The organism is Pseudomonas sp. C9-3, assembly GCF_032392015.1.
Lineage (GTDB): Bacteria > Pseudomonadota > Gammaproteobacteria > Pseudomonadales > Pseudomonadaceae > Pseudomonas > Pseudomonas nitroreducens.
Genome location: NZ_CP135919.1, coordinates 2,087,225 through 2,108,086 on the forward strand (window position 1 = coordinate 2,087,225; position 20,862 = coordinate 2,108,086).

General features: G+C 66.3%; 17 protein-coding genes. 11 read left to right on the plus strand and 6 right to left on the minus strand.

The features are described from left to right. Positions 1 to 33: 33 nt before the first annotated feature. The 6 genes from RS899_RS09500 to RS899_RS09525 all read left to right on the plus strand — a co-directional run bounded on the left by RS899_RS09500 (position 34) and on the right by RS899_RS09525 (position 6,409). Entirely contained in the window at positions 34 to 1,113 is a 1,080-nt protein-coding gene (locus RS899_RS09500; protein WP_233298593.1) for an ABC transporter ATP-binding protein, read from the plus strand. Positions 1,114 to 1,152: 39 nt separating this feature from the next. Continuing rightward, a complete protein-coding gene (locus tag RS899_RS09505) occupies positions 1,153 to 2,274 on the plus strand; it encodes an ABC transporter substrate-binding protein (RefSeq protein WP_315809721.1) in 1,122 nt (373 codons plus the stop codon). 1 nt (position 2,275) lies between these two features. Then, the gene (locus RS899_RS09510) at positions 2,276 to 3,127 is read left to right on the plus strand and encodes an ABC transporter permease (protein ID WP_054909776.1); all 852 of its coding nucleotides are present in this window, start codon (positions 2,276 to 2,278) and stop codon (positions 3,125 to 3,127) included. Next, positions 3,124 to 3,966 (plus strand): ABC transporter permease, encoded by an 843-nt coding sequence (locus RS899_RS09515; RefSeq protein WP_196913645.1) that lies wholly within the window; start codon positions 3,124 to 3,126, stop codon positions 3,964 to 3,966. Before RS899_RS09510 ends, RS899_RS09515 begins: the two co-directional genes overlap by 4 nt. 91 nt (positions 3,967 to 4,057) lie before the next feature. Then, positions 4,058 to 5,209 carry a M24 family metallopeptidase gene (locus RS899_RS09520; protein ID WP_054909775.1) on the plus strand — a complete coding sequence of 384 codons (1,152 nt, stop codon included), beginning with the start codon at positions 4,058 to 4,060 and terminating at the stop codon, positions 5,207 to 5,209. Positions 5,210 to 5,302: 93 nt separating this feature from the next. Next, complete coding sequence (locus RS899_RS09525) at positions 5,303 to 6,409, plus strand: hypothetical protein (RefSeq protein ID WP_315809722.1); 1,107 nt, start codon at positions 5,303 to 5,305, stop codon at positions 6,407 to 6,409. A 124-nt stretch (positions 6,410 to 6,533) separates the two neighbouring features. On the opposite strand, the gene RS899_RS09530 is transcribed toward RS899_RS09525, so the two are convergent. The 3 genes from RS899_RS09530 to RS899_RS09540 form a co-directional block, all read right to left on the minus strand. Next, positions 6,534 to 7,340, minus strand: a complete 807-nt coding sequence (locus RS899_RS09530; protein WP_315809723.1) for a lytic transglycosylase domain-containing protein — start codon at positions 7,338 to 7,340, stop codon at positions 6,534 to 6,536. A 383-nt stretch (positions 7,341 to 7,723) separates the two neighbouring features. Continuing rightward, positions 7,724 to 8,083: a cupin domain-containing protein gene (locus tag RS899_RS09535; protein ID WP_084357700.1), complete on the minus strand. Its 360-nt coding sequence runs from the start codon at positions 8,081 to 8,083 to the stop codon at positions 7,724 to 7,726. 11 nt (positions 8,084 to 8,094) lie between these two features. Beyond that, positions 8,095 to 9,480 carry an FAD-dependent oxidoreductase gene (locus tag RS899_RS09540; RefSeq protein WP_315809724.1) on the minus strand — a complete coding sequence of 462 codons (1,386 nt, stop codon included), beginning with the start codon at positions 9,478 to 9,480 and terminating at the stop codon, positions 8,095 to 8,097. 240 nt (positions 9,481 to 9,720) lie between these two features. Between RS899_RS09540 and RS899_RS09545 the strand changes: the two genes are divergently transcribed. Further along, positions 9,721 to 10,461 (plus strand): nuclear transport factor 2 family protein, encoded by a 741-nt coding sequence (locus tag RS899_RS09545; protein ID WP_054909797.1) that lies wholly within the window; start codon positions 9,721 to 9,723, stop codon positions 10,459 to 10,461. A 250-nt stretch (positions 10,462 to 10,711) separates the two neighbouring features. Further along, entirely contained in the window at positions 10,712 to 12,184 is a 1,473-nt protein-coding gene (locus RS899_RS09550) for an aldehyde dehydrogenase family protein (protein WP_315809725.1), read from the plus strand. Between the two features lie 230 nt (positions 12,185 to 12,414). Here the strand turns inward: RS899_RS09550 and RS899_RS09555 are convergent, their stop codons facing one another. Both RS899_RS09555 and RS899_RS09560 read right to left on the minus strand, forming a co-directional pair. After that, positions 12,415 to 13,749: an APC family permease gene (locus tag RS899_RS09555; protein ID WP_315809726.1), complete on the minus strand. Its 1,335-nt coding sequence runs from the start codon at positions 13,747 to 13,749 to the stop codon at positions 12,415 to 12,417. Positions 13,750 to 13,817: 68 nt separating this feature from the next. After that, the gene (locus RS899_RS09560) at positions 13,818 to 15,455 is read right to left on the minus strand and encodes an amidohydrolase (protein WP_315809727.1); all 1,638 of its coding nucleotides are present in this window, start codon (positions 15,453 to 15,455) and stop codon (positions 13,818 to 13,820) included. A gap of 370 nt (positions 15,456 to 15,825) precedes the next feature. Between RS899_RS09560 and RS899_RS09565 the strand changes: the two genes are divergently transcribed. Next, positions 15,826 to 16,662, plus strand: coding sequence for a LysR family transcriptional regulator (locus tag RS899_RS09565; RefSeq protein WP_315809728.1), 837 nt, complete (start codon positions 15,826 to 15,828; stop codon positions 16,660 to 16,662). 187 nt (positions 16,663 to 16,849) lie between these two features. Here RS899_RS09565 and RS899_RS09570 read toward each other — a convergent pair whose 3' ends face one another. Further along, entirely contained in the window at positions 16,850 to 17,764 is a 915-nt protein-coding gene (locus RS899_RS09570) for a LysR family transcriptional regulator (protein ID WP_054909767.1), read from the minus strand. A 106-nt stretch (positions 17,765 to 17,870) separates the two neighbouring features. Here RS899_RS09570 and RS899_RS09575 point away from each other — a divergent pair, with 106 nt between their 5' ends. Together RS899_RS09575 and RS899_RS09580 are read left to right on the plus strand one after the other, a co-directional pair. Next, the gene (locus RS899_RS09575; RefSeq protein WP_315809729.1) at positions 17,871 to 19,607 is read left to right on the plus strand and encodes an amidohydrolase; all 1,737 of its coding nucleotides are present in this window, start codon (positions 17,871 to 17,873) and stop codon (positions 19,605 to 19,607) included. 61 nt (positions 19,608 to 19,668) lie between these two features. Then, positions 19,669 to 20,748: a C45 family peptidase gene (locus tag RS899_RS09580; RefSeq protein ID WP_315809730.1), complete on the plus strand. Its 1,080-nt coding sequence runs from the start codon at positions 19,669 to 19,671 to the stop codon at positions 20,746 to 20,748. The last annotated feature ends 114 nt before the right edge of the window (positions 20,749 to 20,862 follow it).

Below are 20,862 nucleotides of genomic sequence, written 5' to 3' on the forward strand. Positions count from 1 at the left end.
CCGATCAACAAGAAAAACGGCTGGAGACCCGCCATGCAGCATTTCGTCGACTTGCTCGGCCTGGGCAAGCGCTACGGCAACCTGCAGGTCCTGAGCGACCTCAGCCTGAGCATTCGCCAGGGCGAATTCCTCACGCTGCTCGGCCCTTCGGGCTCGGGCAAGAGCACCACGCTGATGATGCTCGCCGGCTTCGTCGAGCCCAGCGAAGGGCATATCGAGATGGACGGCCGCGACATCACCCAGCTGTCGCCGGACCAGCGCGATTTCGGCGTGGTGTTCCAGGGCTACGCGCTGTTCCCGCACATGAGCGTGGCGCAGAACGTCGCCTACCCGCTGCGCATCCGCAAGGTGCCGGGCGCGGAGATCGAGCGCCGGGTGGCCGAGGTGCTGGAGCGCGTCGGCCTGGCCGGCATGGGCAATCGCGGCATCGCCCAGCTCTCCGGCGGCCAGCAGCAGCGCGTGGCGCTGGCCCGTGCGCTGGTGTTCAAACCCAAGCTCTTGCTGCTCGACGAACCGCTGTCCGCCCTCGACCGTCGCCTGCGCCAGGAAATGCAGGGCGAGCTGGCGCGCATGCACAAGGATTTCGGCACTACCTTCGTCTTCGTCACCCACGACCAGGAAGAAGCCCTGGCGCTGTCCGACCGCATCGCCGTGTTCAACAAGGGCCGCCTGGAGCAGGTCGGCACCCCACGCGAAGTCTACGAACGCCCGGCCAGCCGTTTTGTCGCCAACTTCCTCGGCGACACCAACCTGCTGGAGGTTGGCGTGGTACGACGCGAAGCCGAGGCCACGCTCTGCGATTTCCGTGGCCAGCACCTGCGCGTGGCCCATTCGGCCCAGGCGAACCAGGGCGGCAAGAGCTGGCTGGCGGTGCGCCCGGAGCATATCGACCTGCGCCCGCTGCAGGACGCCGGCCGCGACAACGGCCTGTGCGCCACCGTCGGCAATGCCACTTACCAGGGTGCCCACGTCAACCTCGAGCTGACCCTGGAGCAGGGCGAGCGCCTCGACCTGCGCCTGCCGGTCGCGCACCCGCTGCTGGCCGATCTGCGCAGCGGCCAGCGCTACTGGTGCAGCTGGTCGCCGCAGCACTGCCACCTGCTGTCCGCCTGACAACCACATAACGAAAACAACGATCGGGGAGCAATCACCATGAAAGAACGCCCAGGCTTCATCGAAGACGCCATCGAAATCGCTGCCCAGAAGGGCGAGCGCGCCGGCATCAGCCGCCGTGATTTCAACCGCAGCCTGCTGCTGCTCGCCGCCGCCAGCGCGCTGCCGTTCGGCGCCGGTGGCCGCGCCTTCGCTGTCGGCGGCAACCTGGTGGTGGCCAACTGGGGTGGTGATGCGGTGCCGGCCTTCGAGAAGAGCTTCGGCGGCTTCAACGAGGTGGCCGGGCTGACGCTGAAGATCGATGGCAGCGGCCCCACCGAGGGTGCGCTGAAGACCCAGGTCAGCAGCGGCGCGGTGCGTTGGGATGTGTGCGACGGCGAGATGTATTCGTCCTATCGCCTGGGCAAGGACAAGTTCCTCGCGCCCATCGACTTCGGCATCGTCGACAAGTCGCTGATCGGCTACGGCGACGTGCATGATTTCGGCCTCGCCAACTACACCTACAGCTACGTGATCGGCTACGACCACGAGCAGTTCGGCAAGAACCCGCCCAAGTCCTGGGCCGACTTCTGGGACGTGAAGAAGTACCCGGGCAAACGCACCCTCTACAAATGGATGAGCGCCAACCTCGAATGCGCGCTGCTGGCCGACGGTGTGCCGCCGGAGCAGCTCTACCCGCTGGATGTGGACCGCGCCCTGCGCAAGATCGAGGAACTGCTGCCGCACATCGCCACCCACTGGTCCACCGGAGCCGAGTCGCAGCAGCTGATCCGCGATGGCGAAGTGAGCATGGCGCAGATGTGGCACACCCGCGCCGAGCTGGTGAAGAACGATACCGGCGGCAAGATCGACTGGAGCTTCGACGGCGGCATTGTCTCGCCTTCGGTGTGGATGGTGCCCAAGGGCAACCCGGCCGGCGCCAAGGCGGCCATGGAGTTCATCGCCTACGCGCTGCGGCCGGAAGTGCAGGCCAAGCTCATGGAGGTCTACAACATGGGCCCGGTGAACCTTGCGGCCAACGACCTGCTCAGCGCCCAGCTGCAGGCGATCAACCCCACCGCGCCGGACAACCTGAAGAAGCAGGTGTCGCTGAACAACAAGTGGCATGCCGAACACTACGGCGAAACCCTGGAGCGCTACCTCGCGCTGATCGGTGGCTGAGATGCGACGTTTCGCACCGGGCGTGCTGCCGGTCTACGGCCTGCTGATCCTGCCCCTGCCATTGCTCGTGGTGGTCGGCTACCTGCTGCCGACCCTCGGCGTGCTGGGCTGGAGCTTCAGCCTGCCGGAGTGGGGCACGCAGAACTACGCGGCAATTGCCGACAACGCCAACCTGCAGGCAGTGATCTGGCGCACCTTGCGCATCTGCCTGCTGACCACCGCAATCAGCGTCGCCATCGCCTACCTGATCGCCTATCGCTGGCGGTTCGCGACGCCGCGCGGCCGGCAACTGATCGAGCTGTTCGTGCTGCTGCCGTTCTGGCTGTCGATGCTGATCCGCGCCTTCGCCTGGCTGGTGCTGTTGCGCAACGGAGGCCTGGTCAGCCAGGGGCTGATGGCCACCGGCTGGTTCGATGCGCCGCCGCCGCTGGTGCGCAACGAACTGGGCGCGCTGATCGGCATGGTGCACTTCATGGTGCCCTACGCGGTGCTGCCACTGCTGTCCTCGCTCAAGCAGGTGGACGACAGCCTGCTGCGCGCTTCCAGCAGCCTGGGCGCCAGCCACTGGCAGACGCTGAAGGACATCTTCATCCCGCTGACGCTGCCCGGTGTGGTCGCCGCATCGGCCATCGTCTTCGTCTTCAGCCTTGGCTGCTTCGTCACCCCGGCGCTGCTGGGCGGCGGCAAGGCGGCAATGCTCGCGGAGTACATCTACGTGCAGATGTTCCAGCTCTCCAACTGGGGCCTGGGCGCCGCGCTGAGCATCGTGCTGATGCTGCTGGTGGTCGGTTGCGCGCTGCTGTTCGGACAACTCATCGGCTACCGCCGCCTGCTCGGGAGGGCTGAGCTGTGACTCCGCAGGGAACCTATCTCTCCGCCATGCCCAAGGGCGTGAAAAAGCCGCAACTGCCGCGCCCGCAGGTCGGCCGCTGGCTGTCCTGGGCCGCCCTGGCGCTGTCTGCGCTGTTCCTGCTGCTGCCGATCCTGGTGATCGTTCCGCTGTCGTTCGGCAACCAGCGCTACCTGGCTTTCCCGGACGGCGGCTGGTCGCTGCGTCACTATGCGACGCTGTTCGACGGCGCCTGGCTGGTGTCGATCCTGCAGAGCCTGGGCCTGGCCCTGGTGGTTGGTGCGCTGTCCACGGCGCTGGCCTTCCTGTTCGCCACCGGCATCTGGCTGCAGCGCCGGCACCGCACCCTGCTGACCGCCATCGTGTTGCTGCCGATGATCGTCCCGCAGGTGGTCTCGGCCATGTCGATCTACTACCTCGATGCGCGCCTGGGCGTGCTCGACAGCCTGCTCGGCGTCGGTTTCGGCCACCTGCTGATGGCGCTGCCGTACTCGGTGATCGCCATGCTGGTGGCCTACGCGCGGCTCGACCAGAGCCTGTACAAGGCCTCGCGCTCCCTGGGTGCCGGGCTCTGGCCGACGCTGTGGAACGTGCTGCTGCCCAATGTGCGCGGCGGCGTGCTCGGCAGCTTCTTCATGGGCTTCGTGATGAGCTGGGAAGAGGTGGTGGTGACCCTGTTCACCAGCGGCCTGAACGTGGTGACGCTGCCCAAGCGCATCTGGGACGGCCTGCGCTACAACCTCGACCCGGCGATTGCCGCCGTGTCCACCCTGATGATCGTCCTCACCCTGGTGGTGATGCTGGTGCGCCTGTACCTGGCGCGACAGCAACCACCCAGCTGACTGTTTCAACCCCCGCATACGGCTGCCCGATGGCGGCCCCAAACAACAACACCTGTGTCGCTTGCACCTTGTCCCTGAGGAGGGAATCCCCATGCTTACTGCTTTCCCCGCTCGCACCTACCGTCAACGCGTCGAAGCCGTCAAACGCCGCATGGCCGACCGTGGCCTGGATGCCCTGGTGGTCAACTACCCGGACAACATCAACTACCTGAGCGGCTTCGACAGCCTGGGCTTCCTCTGGTACCAGGCGCTGATCATCTCGCCGAAACTGGCCGAGCCGGTGTTCCTCACCCGCACCAGCGAAGAGCCCTGCACCTGGGAGCTGTCGTGCATCAACGAGGCGATCTTCTATGACATCGCCAAGCAGGACCCGCTGAAGATCGTCGCCGACGTGCTGGCCCAGGCCGGCCTGTCCCAGGCGCGCATCGGCCTGGAAATGACCGCCTCGACCTTCTCCCCGGCGCAGTACAACGCATTGCTGGGCTACATGCCCGAAGCACGCTTCGAAGACGCCGGCCCGCTGGTCGCGGAGAATCGCCTGATCAAGACCGCCGAGGAAATCGAATACCAGCGCAGCGCCGCACGCATGGCTGACCAGGGCATGCTGGCCGCCTTCGAGGCGCTGCGTCCGGGCATCTCCGAGGTAGAAGTAGCGGGCATCGTCGCCAACGCCCTGGGCCGCGCCGGCAGCGAGTACTCGGCGATCAGCCCGATGTGCGCCACCGGCCGCCGCAGCACCATGACCCACGCCATGCCGCACCGCCAGACCATCAGCCATGGCGACGTGGTGATCCTCGAACACGCCGGCGTGTGCAACCGCTACCACGCCATCCTCATGCGCACCGCAGTGATCGGCAAACCCAGCCCGCGCGTGAAGGAAGTCGCTACCCTGCTCACCGAGGCCTTCAACGCCGCAATCGAGATCGCCAAGCCGGGCACCCCGGTAGGCGAGGCCAACCGCGTGTGCAACCAGATCCTCGACCGCATCGACCTCTCGCGCACCCGCGTGCACCGCATCGGCTACAGCCTGGGCCTGGCCTACCCGCCGACCTGGCTGGAAGCGATGATGGTGGACGAGGCCGACGACCACGTGTTCCAGCCGAACATGTCGTTCTCCATCGAGCCCAACCTGTCCTTGTACAACGAAGGCTTCGGTATCAAGCTCGGTGACACCGTGCTGTGCGGCGAGAAGGGCTCGGCGAGCCTGTCGGAGATACCGCCGGAACTGACGATCATCGACTGATGGAGATTCGCCCCCGGTCTGCGTACCGCCGGGGGCGAAGCCGTGTTGCGTGTCTGCGCCTGCGCGCGCAGTGATGGAAACCGAGGGCTTCTGATGAGTCACACGATGGATGTTTTCTGGCACGACGACGTGCTGCGCCACGACACCGCCGCCGGCGTGTTCGAGGCGCCGCCCAGCGACCTGCTGGCCGAGCAGCTGCTGCACCCGGAGAGCAATCCCCGGCTGCTCAACATGCGCGCCATCCTCCAGCGCGGGCCGGTCGCCGGCTCGTTGCGTTGGCACGAAGGCCGCCACGCCAGCGAAGAGGATCTGCTGAGCTTCCACGATGCCGACTACCTGCGCGGCATCTTCGAGGCGGACGCCGCCGGCAAGCGCTTCAGCAGCACCACGCTGATGTCCGCCGGCAGCCTCGCCGGGCTGCTGGCCGCTGCCGGCACCAGCCTGGCAGCGCTGGAAAGCGTATTGGCCAGCGGCCATCCGGCCATGGCCCTGGTGCGCCCGCCGGGTCACCACGCCGCGCCGGCCATGGCGGACGGCTACTGCTTCTTCAACCACGCCGGGATTGCCGCGCGCGCCGCACAGGCCGCTGGCCTGGAACGCGTCGCCATCGTCGACTGGGACGTGCACCACGGCAACGGTACGCAGGAAGGCTTCTACGACGACCCCTCGGTGTTCACCGTCTCGTTGCATATGGACCACGGCGCCTGGGGCCCGAGCCACCCGCAGACCGGCTCGGTGGACGAGCGCGGCTTTGGCGCAGGACTGGGCAGCAATCTCAATCTGCCGCTGCCGATGGGCTCTGGCGACCAGCTCTACGAGATGGTCTTCAGCCGCTTTGTCGAGCCGGCGTTGCGCGCGTTCAAGCCGGACCTGCTGATCATCGCCAACGGCCTGGATGCCTCGCAGTTCGACCCCAACGGCCGCCAACTGGTGACCATGCAGGGCTTCAACCGCCTGGCCCGCCGCGCCCGTGGGCTGGCCGACGAGTTGTGCGCCGGGCGGCTGCTGGTGGTGCAGGAGGGCGGCTACAACCCGGCGTACAGCGCGTACTGCCTGCACGCGGCGACCGAAGGCTTCCTCGGCCAGCCGTCCTCGCTGCCCGATCCGCTGGCCTACATGCCGGAACCGGCCGCGCGGGTGGAGGCCGACCTCGCCACGCTGGATGCGCGGCTGGCGGTGGCGGGGTGGAAGTTCGGCTGAAACCTTGGCGCCCTTCGTAGGGCGCATAACGCGCCAGCGTTATCCGCCGAAAAGCCGGCGGATAACCTGTTCCAGGTTATCCGCCCTACATGCCTGCTCGCGAGCCGCCTCCGTCCCCGGCGCCCTACGGATGATTGCGATAGCGCTCGGTCAGGGACTGCACGCGAGCGACGTAGGTTTGCGTCTCGGCGTAGGGCGGTATCCCGTTGTACTTGTCGACCGTCATTTCACCCGCGTTGTAACTGGCCAGCGCCAGCCGCTGATTGCCGTTGAAGCGCTTGAGCAGCCACGCCAGGTAGCGCACGCCGCCACGGATGTTCTGCCGCGCGTCGAACGGATCGCTCACGTTGAAGCGCTCGGCGGTGTCGGGCATCAACTGCATCAGGCCCTGGGCGCCTGCAATGGAAATGGCGTTGGGCTGGAATGCCGATTCGGCATGGATCACCGCGCGCACCAGCGCCCGGTCGACACCGTAGCGCACCGATGCGGCTTCGATCTCCCGGCGATAGGAGCGGGTGTCCAGGCGCAGTGTGGCGACGTTGAAATCCTTCGGCGCCATGCACAGGTAGCAGCCCTTGATGTAATACACCTCGATCACATCGACTCGCGCTGAAATGCCGACCGGGCGTCGGCTCACATACTGGCGAACGCCCTTGTGAACGAAGGTGTACACGCGAATCCGATCTGCCCCCTGGCTGTTGCCCCGCTCCAGCGTGGATGCGGTCTTTGCCCGGGTGCTGCCAGCGGCGCTCGCCGAGTCTTTCTGGCGAGTGCAGTGCGAACCGGCGATGGCCTGGCTGCTGAGGCTGACGGTTCCGTCCCGCGCGTGGCACTTGAACAGGGCGTTGGCGTAAAGCGGCGCGACCAGCAATGCCAGTCCGATGCAGCCAGGAAGGCTCCTGCGAGCCCATCGCCAGGTTCTGGAACTCATCAAACCGCTCCGCGCCGCGGGCGCCGATCAGGCTGGGGCGCCTGATCCGGGCAAATGGGAAATGCCAATAGGGGCTGCCGTTGCAGGGTTCATCCCGGGCAGCCCGCCGTTTCGGTTCGCTAGTTATAGCCCTTTCCACCTGCAGCGGAGTTTGCGCAGACGTACGGCCTGCCGGTACTGCGGAAGGCGGAACAGATCGAGGTGTTTGACGGCAGCCATTTAGTAGGAGCGGACTCTGTCCGCGATGGCCCCCCCGACTCCCGGGTCGATCAGAGTGGCGGTGAGTCGATCGCGGACGGAGTCCGCTCCTACGGCGCTTGCCACGCGGCTGTAGGACCGAGGGGGACGCCTAGTCCTTGCTCGCGAACCTATGCAGCAGCGATTCAACCGAGAATGAAATACACCTTGCGCACCGGCGTGAGGTTTTCCCAGGTGCCCTTGAAGCCCGCTGCCACGACGAACGAGTCCCCCGGGCCGAAGGTCTTCGCCACGCCGTCGGCGTCGGTCAGGCGCACCGTGCCTTCGAGGATGTGGCACAGCTCGTCGTAGTCGCACTCGCAGCGCTCCAGGTGCACGCCGGCTTCCCAGATGCCGGCGATTGCGTTCTTCTCGGGCGCTGAGAAGTGCCGCCAGCTGCGGCTCTGATAGGGCGCATCGACGATGGCCGGGTCGTTGATCTCGCGCTCTTGCGGGGCGAGGGCGGGGTTGGCGAAGTCGATGACGTGGCGGGGCAGGGTGGACATGAAGTTCTCCATCAGGAATCGAAACCGATGCCAAAGGCATCGCAGGTCTTGAGCAGCAGGTCGCGGCGGCCGGTGCGGTCTTCCTTGGCCAGCGAGCGTTGGGCGAGCTTCACGCCGAGGTAGCGCAGCGGCTCGGGCGGGAAGGGGAAGGGCTTCTGCGAGGTCATGCGCAGCTGGGTGCGTTCGGTGCGCTCGCCACCCAGTTGGTCGAGCATGTTCAGCGCGGCGAAACGGCTGGCCGACACGCCCTGGCCGGTGAAGCCCAGCGCATAGGCGACGCGGCCGTTGAGCACGCAGCCGGTGAACAGCGTGGTGCGCGCCGAGGTGTCGATGATGCCGCCCCAGGCATGGCTGAACTCGACCGGGCCGAGCTGCGAGAAAGCCTCGCGGAACTGCCCGGCCAGGCGCTCGAAGCTTTCCGGGCGCTGGGTCAGGGATTCGTCGCGGCGGTTGCCGAAGTGGTAGATGGCGTCGAAGCCGGCCCAGAGGATGCGGTTATCAGCGGTCTTGCGCAGGTAATGGAACTGGTTGCCGGCGTCGGCGATACCGTAGCGGTCGACCCAGCCGATGGCACGCAGCTGCTCGTCAGTGAGCGGCTGGGTGACCAGCGAATAGTCGTACACCGGGATCACGCTGGAATTCAGGTGGCCGAGCAGCGGCGGTGCAATGTTGGTCGCCAGGGCGATCTGCCCGGCCTCCAGCTCGCCACGATCGCAGCGCAGCATCAGGCGGTCGCCGCGCTGGTGCAGCTCGTGCACGGGGGTGTTCTCGAACAGCTCGACGCCTTGTTCCAGGCACACCCGGCGCAGCTCGGCGGCCATTTTCGCCGGGTTGAGCAACGCATAGTTGGGCTCGAATACGCCGGCCTGGTAGGCGGGTGAGTCCAGTTTGTCGGCCAGTTGCGCCTTGTCGAGAAACTCCGAGGCGATGCCAAAGCGCTCGTAGTTGCGCTGCATGCTGCGCAGGCCGTCGACCTGCCAGGGTTGGGCGGCAACGCTGAGTTTACCGCGGCGCTCGAATTCGACGTTCATGCCGAAGCGCTTCAGGTCCGCTTCGAATTCATCGAGATTCTGCCGACCCAGGCGTACAAGAGTCTCGGCTTCTTCCGGCCAGCGGCGCAGGGCATTGCCGACGCCGTGGGAAATGCTCGGCGCGCAGAAGCCGCCATTGCGCCCACTGGCTTCGCCGCCGCAGCGCCGCGCCTCGACCACCGCGATGCTTGCGCCAGGCCAGCGCAGGCGGGCGTGGAGGGCGGTCCAGAGACCGGTGAAGCCGCCGCCGACCACCACCAGGTCGAAGCGGCGATCCGCTTCCAGCGCCGGTGCGGCGGGAGCAGGGTCGAGGGTGTCGAGCCAGTAGGGTCTGGGAGTGGCGTGCGCAAGTGGGGCGGATGTCATCGGAAAACTCCGGCAGAATGTCGGAAGAAAAAGCGGTCTTCGGGCCGCGTCCGAGTTTTGTAATCGCTCCGGGGGGGCCAGGCATACGGTCCGCTGCTCTTTGCGGGCACGCCCGGAGCAGGAAATGCCGGCCGAGACCGGCAGGGGAAAACAATGATCGAAGAACAGGGCTGGAGCTCCACGCTCGACGGCACGACTCACCAGCCCGACCCGGCCAGCGCCGCTACTCACGCGGTGGTCATGCGCTACCACCAGGCCTGGCGCCGGCATGACATCGAGGCGCTGATGGCGCTGTTCGACCCGCAGGTGGAGTACAACGATTTCTTCCAGGGGCGTCGGATCGCGCCGAGTGAGCTGCGCGAGTACCTGCAAACCAGTATGCCGGCGGCGGGAGATGAATCGCAGGTCTACACCGATCGCCTGCGGGTGGACGGTGACACGGCCTTCCTGCAGTACCAGGTGACCCTGCGCGGCACGCAAGGGCTGGTGTCCTTCCGCACCACCGAGGCCTATACCGTGCGCGATGGCCGGATCATCCGGGTCAACGAGCACGCCGCATTGATCGGTCAGCCGCAGAAGGCTGCCAGTGAGCCGCAACCGCGCATGGCCGACAGCCGGCTGGGGCTTTCAGCGCGGCAGCTGAGCCAGCTCGGCGGCGATATCCAGCAGTATTTCCAGCAGACCCGGCCGTTCCTCAATCCCGACCTGGACATGCCGCAGGTTGCAGCGGCCACCGGCTACACGCGCAACCAGATTTCCTACTTCCTCAACCAGGTGCTGGGCCTGAGCTTCTACCAGTACCTGAACCAGTTGCGCCTGCGCCACCTGCTCGGCCAACTCGACGGCGCCACCAGCGTCACGCGCATCGACGAACTGGCGCGGGCGGCGGGCTTCCGTTCGCTGTCGACCTTCTACCGCTGCTTCCGCGAGGAGACGGGGCTGTCGCCCAAGGCGTATCTGGAGCAGAAGGCGACTTCGTGATCGGATCGCTTTTGTAGGATGGCGTGGAGCGAAGCGATACCCATCAATCGCTGGCGATCCGGGCGATGGGTATCGCAAGCTCCACCCATCCTACAAAGTGCGACGTGAAGGGAGTCGGTGTTGATCGATTCCCCCAATTCTCGGGCCCGCTCCGCGCGTGCCCGCATGCACGGCGTCCGCGTTATCAATCCCGTGTCCATTTCCCTATGCTCGCCCGACAAGCATTCCAACAAGCTCAGGAGACCTTCGCATGCGCGACCAGCTCTATATCGATGGCCAGTGGCAGGCACCCGCACAGGGCGGCCGCTTCGAGGTGTACGAACCGTCCAGCGAAGCGGTGCTGACCGAGGTCGCCGCCGCTACCGGTGAGGATGTGGATCGCGCCGTGCAGTCCGCGCGTCGGGCTTTCGATGAGGGCGAGTGGGGCCGCAGTACGGGCAAGGAACGCGCCGGCTACCTGCGTGCCATCGCCGACAACCTGCGCGGCCGCCGCGAAGACCTGGCCCGCCTGGAAGTGCAGGACAACGGCAAGCCGCTGCCTGAAGCACAGTGGGATATCGACGACGCCATCGGCTGCTTCGACTACTACGCCGAGCTGGCTGAGGGACTGAACGGCGAGGGCGAAGTGGTTGCGCTGCCCGACGAGCGCTTCGCCTGTCGTGTGCTGCGCGAGCCGGTCGGTGTTGCCGGGCAGATCATCCCTTGGAACTACCCGCTGCTGATGGCTTCGTGGAAGGTCGCGCCGGCGCTGGCTGCCGGTTGCACCGCCGTGCTCAAGCCCTCCGAGCTGACTCCGCTGACCGCTCTGGAGCTGGCTGCTGCCGCTGATGCCGTTGGCCTGCCCAAAGGCGTGCTCAACGTGGTCACCGGACTGGGTCGCGATGCCGGTTCGCCCCTTTCGGCGCATCCGGGCGTGGACAAACTGGCCTTCACCGGCAGCGTGCCCACCGGGCGCGCGATCATGCAGGCGGCGGCCCAGGACATCAAGAACGTCAGCCTGGAGCTGGGCGGCAAGTCGGCCTTCATCGTCTTCGATGACGCGGATGTCGAGGCCGCCGTGGAGTGGATCCTGTTCGGCATCTTCTGGAACCAGGGCCAGGTGTGCAGCGCCACCTCGCGCCTGCTGGTACAGGACGGCCTGCACGATCGGCTGATCGAGCGCCTGGTGGAGGAAACCCGCCGCATCACCATCGGCAACGGCCTGGAGCCGGGCGTGCTGCTCGGTCCGCTGGTCAGCGCCGGCCAGCACGCCAAGGTGCTGCAGGCCATCGAAGCCGGCGTGCGCGATGGCGCGAAACTCGCCACTGGCGGCAAGCGCCCGGCGCATCGGGACAAGGGCTGGTTCGTCGAGCCGACGGTGTTCATCGATTCGCCGCTGGAGAGCGCCCTGTGGCGCGAGGAAATCTTCGGCCCGGTGCTCGCCGTGCGCCGCTTCAAGGACGAAGCCGAGGCCCTGCGCCTGGCTAACGACAGCCAGTTCGGCCTGGCGGCGGCGGTAATGTCCGTCGACCCGGCGCGTTGCCAGCGCGTGAGCCGTGGCCTGCGCGCCGGCATCGTCTGGGTCAACTGCTCGCAACCAACCTTCACCCAGGCGCCCTGGGGCGGCTACAAGCAGAGCGGCATCGGCCGCGAGCTGGGCGTGTGGGGCCTGGACAACTACCTGGAGACCAAGCAGGTCACCGAGTACCTCAGCGACCAGCCGTGGGGTTGGTACATCAAGTGATGTGAAGCGCAGCGCGGCTTCGGCCGCGCCTTGCTCTCCGCCGCGATCTCTCGAATGGCCATTGTTCGCGAGCAAGCTCGCTCCTACAGGAAATACTCCGGCGCACACCTGTAGGAGCGAGCTTGCTCGCGAACCCGTCCGGCGCCGAAGTGTGAGTCGGTGCAGGAAGTCGATGGGTATCGCTGCGTTGTTCCATCATTCGGATTGCCCGGGCATGGCCTGTCCGCGCCTCAAACGCTCAGTGCAACCCGCCCCTTGCCGCGCAGATACAGGCCGTAGGCCACGCCAACCGCCAGCCAGATGCTGCCCATGGCCAGTGCATGCACGTCCATGCCGTCGAGCACCGTCAGCACCACTGCGATACCAACGATCGGCACCAGCCAGTGGGCGAACCAGCGGCGGCTGCGCCCTTTGATGCCGAGCTTGACCAGTACCGACAGGTGCAGCAGGACGAAGGCAGTGAGTGCGCCGAAGTTGACGAAGGAGGCGAGGGTGTCGATTTTCTCCCGCATCACCAGCGCAATCCCCAGCGACAGCAGCGTCGACAGCACTAGCGCGACATGCGGCGTGGCGTGCTTGTGGTGCAGGCGGGCGAACAGCGATGGCAGCTGGCGGTCACGGCTCATGGCGAACAGCACGCGGGATACGCCGACCTGCATCGGCAGTGCGTTGGTCAGGCCGACCATCACCGCGATCACCCAGGCGAGCACCAGCGCGAGCCAGGGGCCGATCTGCGTCGAGGTCAGCTCGTAGATGGCGGCCGAGGCATCCTTGATGGCCACGCCCGGCATCAGGTTGCCCAGCACCCAGGTCGTCACCACGAACAGCGCCGCGCAGATGAACAGCACGGTGAGGATGGCGCGTCCGACCAGCCGGCGGTCGTTGTCCTTCACCTCCTCGGCGAGGGTGGAAATGGCATCGAAACCCAGGAATGACAGCACGCAGATGGACGTTGCGGTGAACACCTTGGCGACATCGAAGGTGCTGCTGTCGAAGAACGGCGCAGCCGTCAGCGTGCCTGCACCCTTGCCCTGGGACAGCGCGAACAGCGCCAGGCCGAGCAGACCGAACATTGCGGTGAACTGCAGCACCACCGAGACCATGCTCACCCGCGTGGTGACGGCGACGCCGAACCAGTTGATGCCCAGCGATACCGCCACCAGCAGCACCAGGCAGGGCGCGCGGTCGAGGCCGGGGATCAGGATCTGCAGGCCCACCGACATGATCAGGAATACCAGAGCGGGGATCAGCAGGTAGTCCAGCAGGATCAGCCAGCCGGCGACGAAGCCGGGCAGCTCGCCCAGGCAATGGCGGGCGAAGCCATAGACCGAGCCGGCGCTCTGCACTTCACCGGACAACGTGGCGTAGCTCTGCGCGGTGAAGTACATGCAGATCGCCCCCAGCAGGTAGGCCAGGGCGATCAATCCGCCAGAGGCGTCCCAGACGAAGCCGAAGGTGGTCAGCGGCGCCATCGGCGCGATGTAGGCCATGCCATAGGCCACCAGGTCTTTCAGGCCGAGGGTGCGCTTGAGTTGCGCTCCGCTCTGCAGGTTTGCAACGCCCATGATCAGGCTCCGATCTTGTTGTTCTTGAGGGATGCCCGTCCATGCGACGGGCGTAGTGGCGGCGAGGCTCAGCCGGTGAAGGCGGCGTCACGGTGGACTTCGCGGCCTTCGAGCAGGGTCAGCAGGACCTGGGTCTGGCCGATCTCGTAGGGCGAGATGGCGTAGAGGTCACGGTCCAGCAGGATCAGGTCGGCGTACTTGCCCGGTTCGAGGCTGCCGGTGCAGTCGTCGCGCCAGGCGGCGTGGGCGGCGTTGATCGTGTAGCCCCGGACCGCGTCGTCGATGCCGATACGGTGCTGGGCGGTCTGCACCGGGCTGTCGCTGCCCAGCGCCGGGTTCTGCCGGGTGAGGGCGCACTGGATGATCTGGAACGGGTCGTAGCCGGTCACGCCCCAGTCGCTGCTGAGCATGCAGGTCACGCCCTGGCGGACGAACTCGCCCAGCGGGTAGATGTACTGGCTGCGCTCGGGGCCGATCATGGCTTCGACGATGGCGTCGGCTTCCGGGTTGGGCTGCGCCCAGAGCGTCTGGTAGTTGGCCAGTGCGTCCAGCTGCTTGAAGCGCGGGATGTCCTCCGGCGCGACGACCTGCAGGTGCGCCAACTGGTGGCGTGAATCCCACTTGCCATTGCGTTCGCGGGCGACCTCCAGGCCATTCAGTGCGGCGCGCACGGCACCATCACCAATGCTGTGTACATGGATCTGGAAGCCTTCCTTGTCGAAGGCCGTGAAGAACTCGTCGATCTGCTCCTGGCTGAACATCAGTTCGGCATTGCCGCCGGTGTCGCTGCGCGGCGCGGCCAGCACGGCGGTGCCGTTCTCCAGTACACCGTCGAGGAAGAACTTCGCGGAATGCAGGCGCACGCGGTCGCCCTTATAGGTGGCGCGCAGGTCCTTGAGCTCGGCCATCTGCTCGGCCAGTGATTTGTGCGCGAAGACCTTCGAGGTCGCGCAGACGCGCAGGGTCAGGTCGCCGCGCTCATGGGAGGCCTGGTAGTTCTTCAGGTAATTGCGTGCAGCCATGGCATCCAGCACGCCGGTGATGCCGCGGGCGTTGAAGGCCTTGCTGTAGTGCGCCATGGCCTGCAGGTAGTCGTCGTCGGTGTAGCCGGGGGCGATGCGGTTCATCGTCCAGATGGCGTCTTCCACCAGCCAGCCTTTCGGCGTGCCGTCCGCCAGGCGCAGGTATTCGCCATTGTCCGGCTCGGCGCTGCCGGGGCGCACGCCGGACTTTTCGAAGGCGGCGCTGTTGGCCCAGCCGTTGTGGTAGTCGCTGGCGAACATCAGTGCCGGGCGGCCGTCGGTGACGCTGTCGAGCAGCTCCCTGGTCAATTGCTCGGGCGTGAAGCGCGCGGAGGAGAAGCCGACGCCGCGAATCCATGGCTTCTCCGGATGCGCTTCGGCGAAGGCCCGAATGGTCGCCAGCAGCTCGTCGAGGCTGGTGGCCTCGTACAGCGAGGCGTTGTGGTAGAGGTCGGCGGCGCTCAGCTGGAAATGCACGTGGGTGTCCTGGAAGCCCGGCAGCATCAGGCGGCCACCGGCGTCGATGCGCCGGGTGGCGACATCGGCCAGGGCTTCGATCTCGGCATTGCTGCCGACGCGCAGGATGCGTCCGTCGCGGATGGCGATGGCCTCGGCGCGCGGCTGGCGGTCATCGAGGGTGCGGATGTCGGCGTGGGTGATGATCAGCTCGGCAGGGGTGGACATGTTGGCTCCAGGCAAGGCGGAAGTTGAGTGGGCAGAGGCGACATCGCGGAGGCCGCGTATCGCCTGGATGGCGGTTAGTCGTCCAGGGTGCTTGGGATGGGCGGGGCGGCTCGGGCTGGACTTGCCAAATCCGTCACCCATTGGTGCGGACGGCGGGGCGGGAACGGTGCTCGGGGACGGACGGGGCAGCTCATTTTCATTTTCGAGTTCAAAATGCAGGGCGCGGCGTGCGGCGGGATGACCTGGCGTCAGTACCCGCAGAAATGGCGTTGCCCTTGATTCTTGTTGGTGTGTCGCAGAGGCTAAGTGCCTGGCGGGCGACAAGTAAGCGGCGCGCCGGCACAACACTTGGGAAAAATCGGACTCAATCGTGGACAAGCTCAACAGCCTGCAGCTCTTCGTCATCAGCGCCGAACTCGGCAGTTTCAGCCGTGCCGCCGAGGAGTTGGGCAAGACGCCCTCCGCCGTGGCCAAGTCGGTCGGGCAGCTCTACCTGGAAACCGCGCGGGAAGTGCTGGAGCGCATGCGCGAATCCGAGGAGGAAATCGCCCAGTTGCACCACAGCTTGAAGGGACGGCTACGGATCAACGGGCCGCTGGCATTCGGCCGCCCGTTCCTCAATGGCGCCTGTGCAAGCTTCCTGCAGAAGCATCCGGACATGCGCCTGCAGGTGGACCTGAGCGATGCCTACATCGACATGCTCGACGGTCGCTATGACCTGGCGCTGCGCCTGGGCCACAGCGACCTGCCGGGGCTGATCGCGCAGCCGGTCGGCGCGAGCCGCATCGTGTTCTGTGCCAGCCCCGACTATCTGCAGCGCCACGGCGAGCCGCAACGGCCGGAGCAACTGGTGGAGTACGAGTGCCTGGTCTATCGCCACCCGGCGCTGGGGGACAGCTGGCTGATCGAGCGCGGTGGCGAGCGCGTATTGCTGCCCCGCAACGGGCGGTTGAACAGCGACAACCAGGAACTGCTGCTGGAGGCTTGCCTGGCCGGGCAGGGGATATTGCCGTCGCCCTACTGGAGCGTGCTGCCGTACCTGCGCGACGGGCGGCTGCGGACGATTCTCGACGACTGCCATTTCGATCCGAAGGCGCTCGGGTCCGAGTTGCTGGCGGTGTACCCGAGTACGCGGCGGGCGACGCGCAAGATCATCGCGTTCATCGAGCACCTCCGGGATTACCTGCGCGAGCAGCGGTTGGTCTGATCGGGCAGGAAAATCCCTGTAGGAGCAACGATCTTCTGACGCCTGATCGGTGCCGATGCTTCCCTCTCACCTCAGCACTCTCCCGCGTGCGGGAGAGAGTCAGGGCGAGGGGCTTTTGATGATGCAGAGGCGCACTCTGTGCACGATCAGGATCGACATCACACCTCCCACGAGGCCGGTGCGCACCTCAGATCAATCCCTTCCCCTGCAAATGCTCGCGCAGGTAGTCGATGAACACCCGCACCTTGCGCGTGCTCCTTCGGTGCGGCAGGTAGAGCACATGCACCCATGGCCCGAATGCACTCTGGTCGCGCCAGCAGTCCGGTAGTTGCTCCACCAGCTCGCCGCGTTCGAGATAGGGCAACGCGCTCCATTGCGGCAGGAATTGCAGGCCCTGGCCATCCAGCAGGCACGACAGCAGGAAGTCGTAGTTGTCGCTGGCCACACGCGGTGTCGGCTGGCGGATACGGATGCGCTCGCCGTCACGCTGCACCCACCAGAAATTCCGGTTCAGCAACGGGTGGCGGAAGATCAGCCAGTCGTGCTGCTCGTAGTTCTCCAGGGTCACATCCAGCCCCTTGCGCGCGAGGTATGCCGGGCTCGCGCAGAGCAGCAGGCGGTTTTCCAGGAGTGGCTGGGCGATCACGTCCGGCAGGTCGATGGGGCCGTCGCGCAGGGCGAGGTCGTAGCCGCCTTCCACCAGGTCGGCGAACTCGTCGGCCAGGTCGACCTCCAGGCGCACTTGCGGATGTTCGCGCAGGAAGCGGCAACACACGGCATTGAAGAAGGCCGGCGCGAAGGAGGGCGGGGCGGCAATGCGCAGGCTGCCGCGCAATTCGGTCTGCAACTGCTCTACTTCCTCCTCGGCCCGCTGCAGTTGCACCAGCGCCTGGCGCGCACCTTCCAGGTAGATGTGCCCGGCCTCGGTCAGCGCCATGCGCCGGGTGGTGCGCTCGAACAGGCGTTGGCCCAGTTCGGCCTCCAGCTGCGCGACGCCCTTGGTTATTGCCGAGGGCGTCTTGCCCAGCTGTTCGGCGGCGCGGCTGAAGCCACCATGGTCGGCGGTGGCGACGAACATGGTCAGGGCGGTCATCTTGTCCATGGATTGCTTCCTGGCAGGAACAGAAGTTGTGCGGGAAGTCGGTGTTAAAGGCGCCGGGGCTTTTGCTTAACCTTCTTCGCAGACCAACAATAACGAAGGCTTTGCGATGAAACTACTGATTCCGGCGCTGGTATCCGCCGCTTGCGCTTTTTCCTCGATGGAAACGATGGCCGCCGCCGACCTGATCTTCCATGGCGGCAAGGTCTACACCGCCGAACCCGGCCAGGCACTGCAGCAGGCGGTGGCGGTGGAGAACGGCCGCATTCTCGCCGTCGGTTCCGACACGCAGATCCTCAAGCTCAAGCAACCGGAAACGACCGTCATCGACCTGCATGGCCAGGTGCTGATGCCCGGTTTCATTGACGCTCATACCCACCTGGTCAAGGGCGGCCTGCAGATGCTCCAGGCCAACCTGGACAACCAGGACCTGCCGCTCGCCGAGTTCGAGGGCAAGCTGCGCCAGTGGCGCGAGGACGGCCGCGCGCGACGTGGCCAGTTCCTCTATGTCGGCGGCGTGCCCACGGCGTACTGGGACGAAATCGGTGAGCTGCAGCGGCGCTTCAACCAGGGCGAATGGGCTGATCAGCCGATTCTCCTGGCCGGTGGCGACTATCACACTGGCTGGGCCAACCAGGCGTTGCTGAAACTGGCCGGCATCGACGCCGCCAAGGTCAAGTCGTTGCAGGGCGAGGAGCAGGCCACCATCGGCCACGGTGCCGATGGCGCGCCCAATGGTTTCCTGGTGGACGCCGGTCTCTATCCGGTGCAGGCACTGCTGCCGCTGCCGACCGATGACGAGCTGCTCAAGGCGCTGAAAGGCGCGCAGAGCTACTATCACGAGCTGGGCATCACCGGCTGGATGGAGCCCCTGGCGAACGAGAATCCGGGCGGTGACATCCACAACGACTCTGTTGGCGTGCTGCCGGCCTATAAGCTGCTGGCCGAGCAGGGCGGGCTGACCGCGCATGTCGCTGCGCTGCTGATGGCCGATTCGAAGGCGACCCCGGCTGACCTCGACGAGCTGGACAAGGTGCGCCAACAGTTCATCGATGTCCCCAACCTGACGCTGCCGGGCATCAAGATCTTCGCTGACGGCGTGGCCGAGGTGCCGGCGCAGAGCGCGGCGATGCTCGAGCCCTACAGCAACTCGAAGAAGTACGGCGAACTGCTGATCGACCCCAAGCACTTCGGCGAACTGGTCAGCGCCGCCGACGCCCGCGGCTGGCTGGTGCACATCCACGCCATCGGCGACCGGGCGGTGCGCGAATCGCTCAATGGCATCGAGCAGGCGCGCAAGGATCGCCATAGCGGCATCCCGCACTCGATCACCCACCTGCAGATGGTCAACCCGAAGGATTTCCCGCGCTTCAAGGCGCTCGACGTGATCGCCGCCATGCAGCTCTATTGGGCGGCCGCCGACGAGAACAGCGTCGATCTGGTCAAGCCCTACGTCAGCGCCATGGCCTTCCTGCACATGTACCCGGCACGCTCGCTGCTGAAGCACGGCGCGACCATCTCCGGCGCGAGCGACTGGCCGATCACCACGCCCGATCCGTGGAAGGCCATCTACCAGGCGATCCAGCGTGTCGGCCCGAAAGGCGTGCTCAACGCCGCCGAGGACATCGACCGGCAGACCATGTTCCAGGCCTATACCCTCAACGCCGCGCGCACCCTCCGCCTGGAGGACCGCATCGGCTCGCTGAAGCCGGGCAAGCAGGCTGACCTGATCCTGCTCGACCGCGATGTGTTCACGGTCAAGCCGGAAGCGCTGCGCGACACCCGGGTGCTCAAGACCTGGTTCGCCGGCCGCGAAGTCTATAGTCGTTCGAGCGACAAACTCTGATCCAGCCAGAGCGCCGCGGCGCTCTGGCTTCTTGAAATAAAGCAATTGCAGGAGCCTTGCCGTGATTCTTCACACCTTCACCACCGACATCCGCGACCCGCTGCAGCGTGGTCGGCAGATCGGCGAAACCTTCGCCGAGCAGATCCGCCAGACCGTGGCGCTGTACCTGGACTTCTTCCCGCGCGTCGGGGTGAAGATCGACAAGGCACGGGCCATCGGCGAGGGCAGCCTGTCCGCGCTGGCCGACTGGTGCCCGGCGCTGGCGAAGGAAGTGGAGGGCCTGGCCCTGGGCGCCGGCCTGCCGCTGTGGCAGCTGGCAGCGCTGAATGCGCGCACCGAAGTGCTGGCGGTGATGCCCGAACAGCCGGTGGAGGGCGAGTGCTCCACTTCCGTCCATGCGCCCGCCGGCGCCATCGCACCGCGCAGCCTGCAGACCTGGGACTGGCACGACAGCCTGGTGCCCCACGGCCTGCTGCTGGGCTTTACCGGCAGCACCGGCCTGACCGCCAAGCTGTTCACCGAGTTCGGCATGCTCGGCAAGATCGGCGTGAACAGCGCGGGTCTGGGCGTGCACTTCAACATCCTGCACCACCAGAGCGACAACGGTAGCGCCGGTGTGCCGGTACACGCCATCGCCCGCCGCGTGCTGGAAGAAGCCACCAGCGTCACCGAGGCCATCGACATGGCACGCTCGGCGCGGGTCAGTGCGTCCACCGTGCTCAGTGTGTTCACCCGCAACGATGTGCGAGCGCGTGCCGCGAGTATCGAGATGAGCCCGGCGCACACCGCCGTGGTGGTGCCGCGCGAAGATGGCTGGCTGCTGCATACCAACCACTTCCTCGACGGCGAGCTGAGCTGGGGGGAGCGCACCGCGGATGTCTCCACCACCTACGCGCGCCTGGAGCACCTCAAGGCGGCCACCACCGGCATGACCGGCAAGGCCCTGCGCGAGCGTGCCGACGCCTTCTGTGGCGCCGACGGCGACCAGGCGGTGGTGTGCTTCCATCCGGATATGTCCGAGCCGGACACCGAGCGCTGGGAAACCCTGCTGAGCATCGGCCTGGACACCGCCGGTTGCGCGCTGGAATACGTGGCTGGTACGCCGAAGAAAATGGCCGATGAGGGCTTCCTGCGGTTCTAGAGGCAACCGGGTGGGAGCCCCTCACCCCAGCCCTCTCCCAAAGGGAGAGGGCTGGGGTGAGGGCTATGTCCGAGCGCTGAAGTTGGCTTCACCGCAGTTCGTAAAACGTCACAA

What these genes read in the sequence shown, in the direction of transcription:
- RS899_RS09530 (WP_315809723.1), bottom strand. Translation starts at nt 7,340, where the DNA reads ATGAGTTCCAGAACCTGGCGATGGGCTCGCAGGAGCCTTCCTGGCTGC.
- RS899_RS09520 (WP_054909775.1), top strand. Translation starts at nt 4,058, where the DNA reads ATGCTTACTGCTTTCCCCGCTCGCACCTACCGTCAACGCGTCGAAGCC.
- RS899_RS09545 (WP_054909797.1), top strand. Translation starts at nt 9,721, where the DNA reads ATGCGCTACCACCAGGCCTGGCGCCGGCATGACATCGAGGCGCTGATG.
- RS899_RS09510 (WP_054909776.1), top strand. Translation starts at nt 2,276, where the DNA reads ATGCGACGTTTCGCACCGGGCGTGCTGCCGGTCTACGGCCTGCTGATC.
- RS899_RS09540 (WP_315809724.1), bottom strand. Translation starts at nt 9,480, where the DNA reads ATGACATCCGCCCCACTTGCGCACGCCACTCCCAGACCCTACTGGCTC.
- RS899_RS09570 (WP_054909767.1), bottom strand. Translation starts at nt 17,764, where the DNA reads ATGGACAAGATGACCGCCCTGACCATGTTCGTCGCCACCGCCGACCAT.
- RS899_RS09560 (WP_315809727.1), bottom strand. Translation starts at nt 15,455, where the DNA reads ATGTCCACCCCTGCCGAGCTGATCATCACCCACGCCGACATCCGCACC.
- RS899_RS09550 (WP_315809725.1), top strand. Translation starts at nt 10,712, where the DNA reads ATGCGCGACCAGCTCTATATCGATGGCCAGTGGCAGGCACCCGCACAG.
- RS899_RS09535 (WP_084357700.1), bottom strand. Translation starts at nt 8,083, where the DNA reads ATGTCCACCCTGCCCCGCCACGTCATCGACTTCGCCAACCCCGCCCTC.
- RS899_RS09555 (WP_315809726.1), bottom strand. Translation starts at nt 13,749, where the DNA reads ATGGGCGTTGCAAACCTGCAGAGCGGAGCGCAACTCAAGCGCACCCTC.
- RS899_RS09525 (WP_315809722.1), top strand. Translation starts at nt 5,303, where the DNA reads ATGAGTCACACGATGGATGTTTTCTGGCACGACGACGTGCTGCGCCAC.
- RS899_RS09575 (WP_315809729.1), top strand. Translation starts at nt 17,871, where the DNA reads ATGAAACTACTGATTCCGGCGCTGGTATCCGCCGCTTGCGCTTTTTCC.
- RS899_RS09500 (WP_233298593.1), top strand. Translation starts at nt 34, where the DNA reads ATGCAGCATTTCGTCGACTTGCTCGGCCTGGGCAAGCGCTACGGCAAC.
- RS899_RS09505 (WP_315809721.1), top strand. Translation starts at nt 1,153, where the DNA reads ATGAAAGAACGCCCAGGCTTCATCGAAGACGCCATCGAAATCGCTGCC.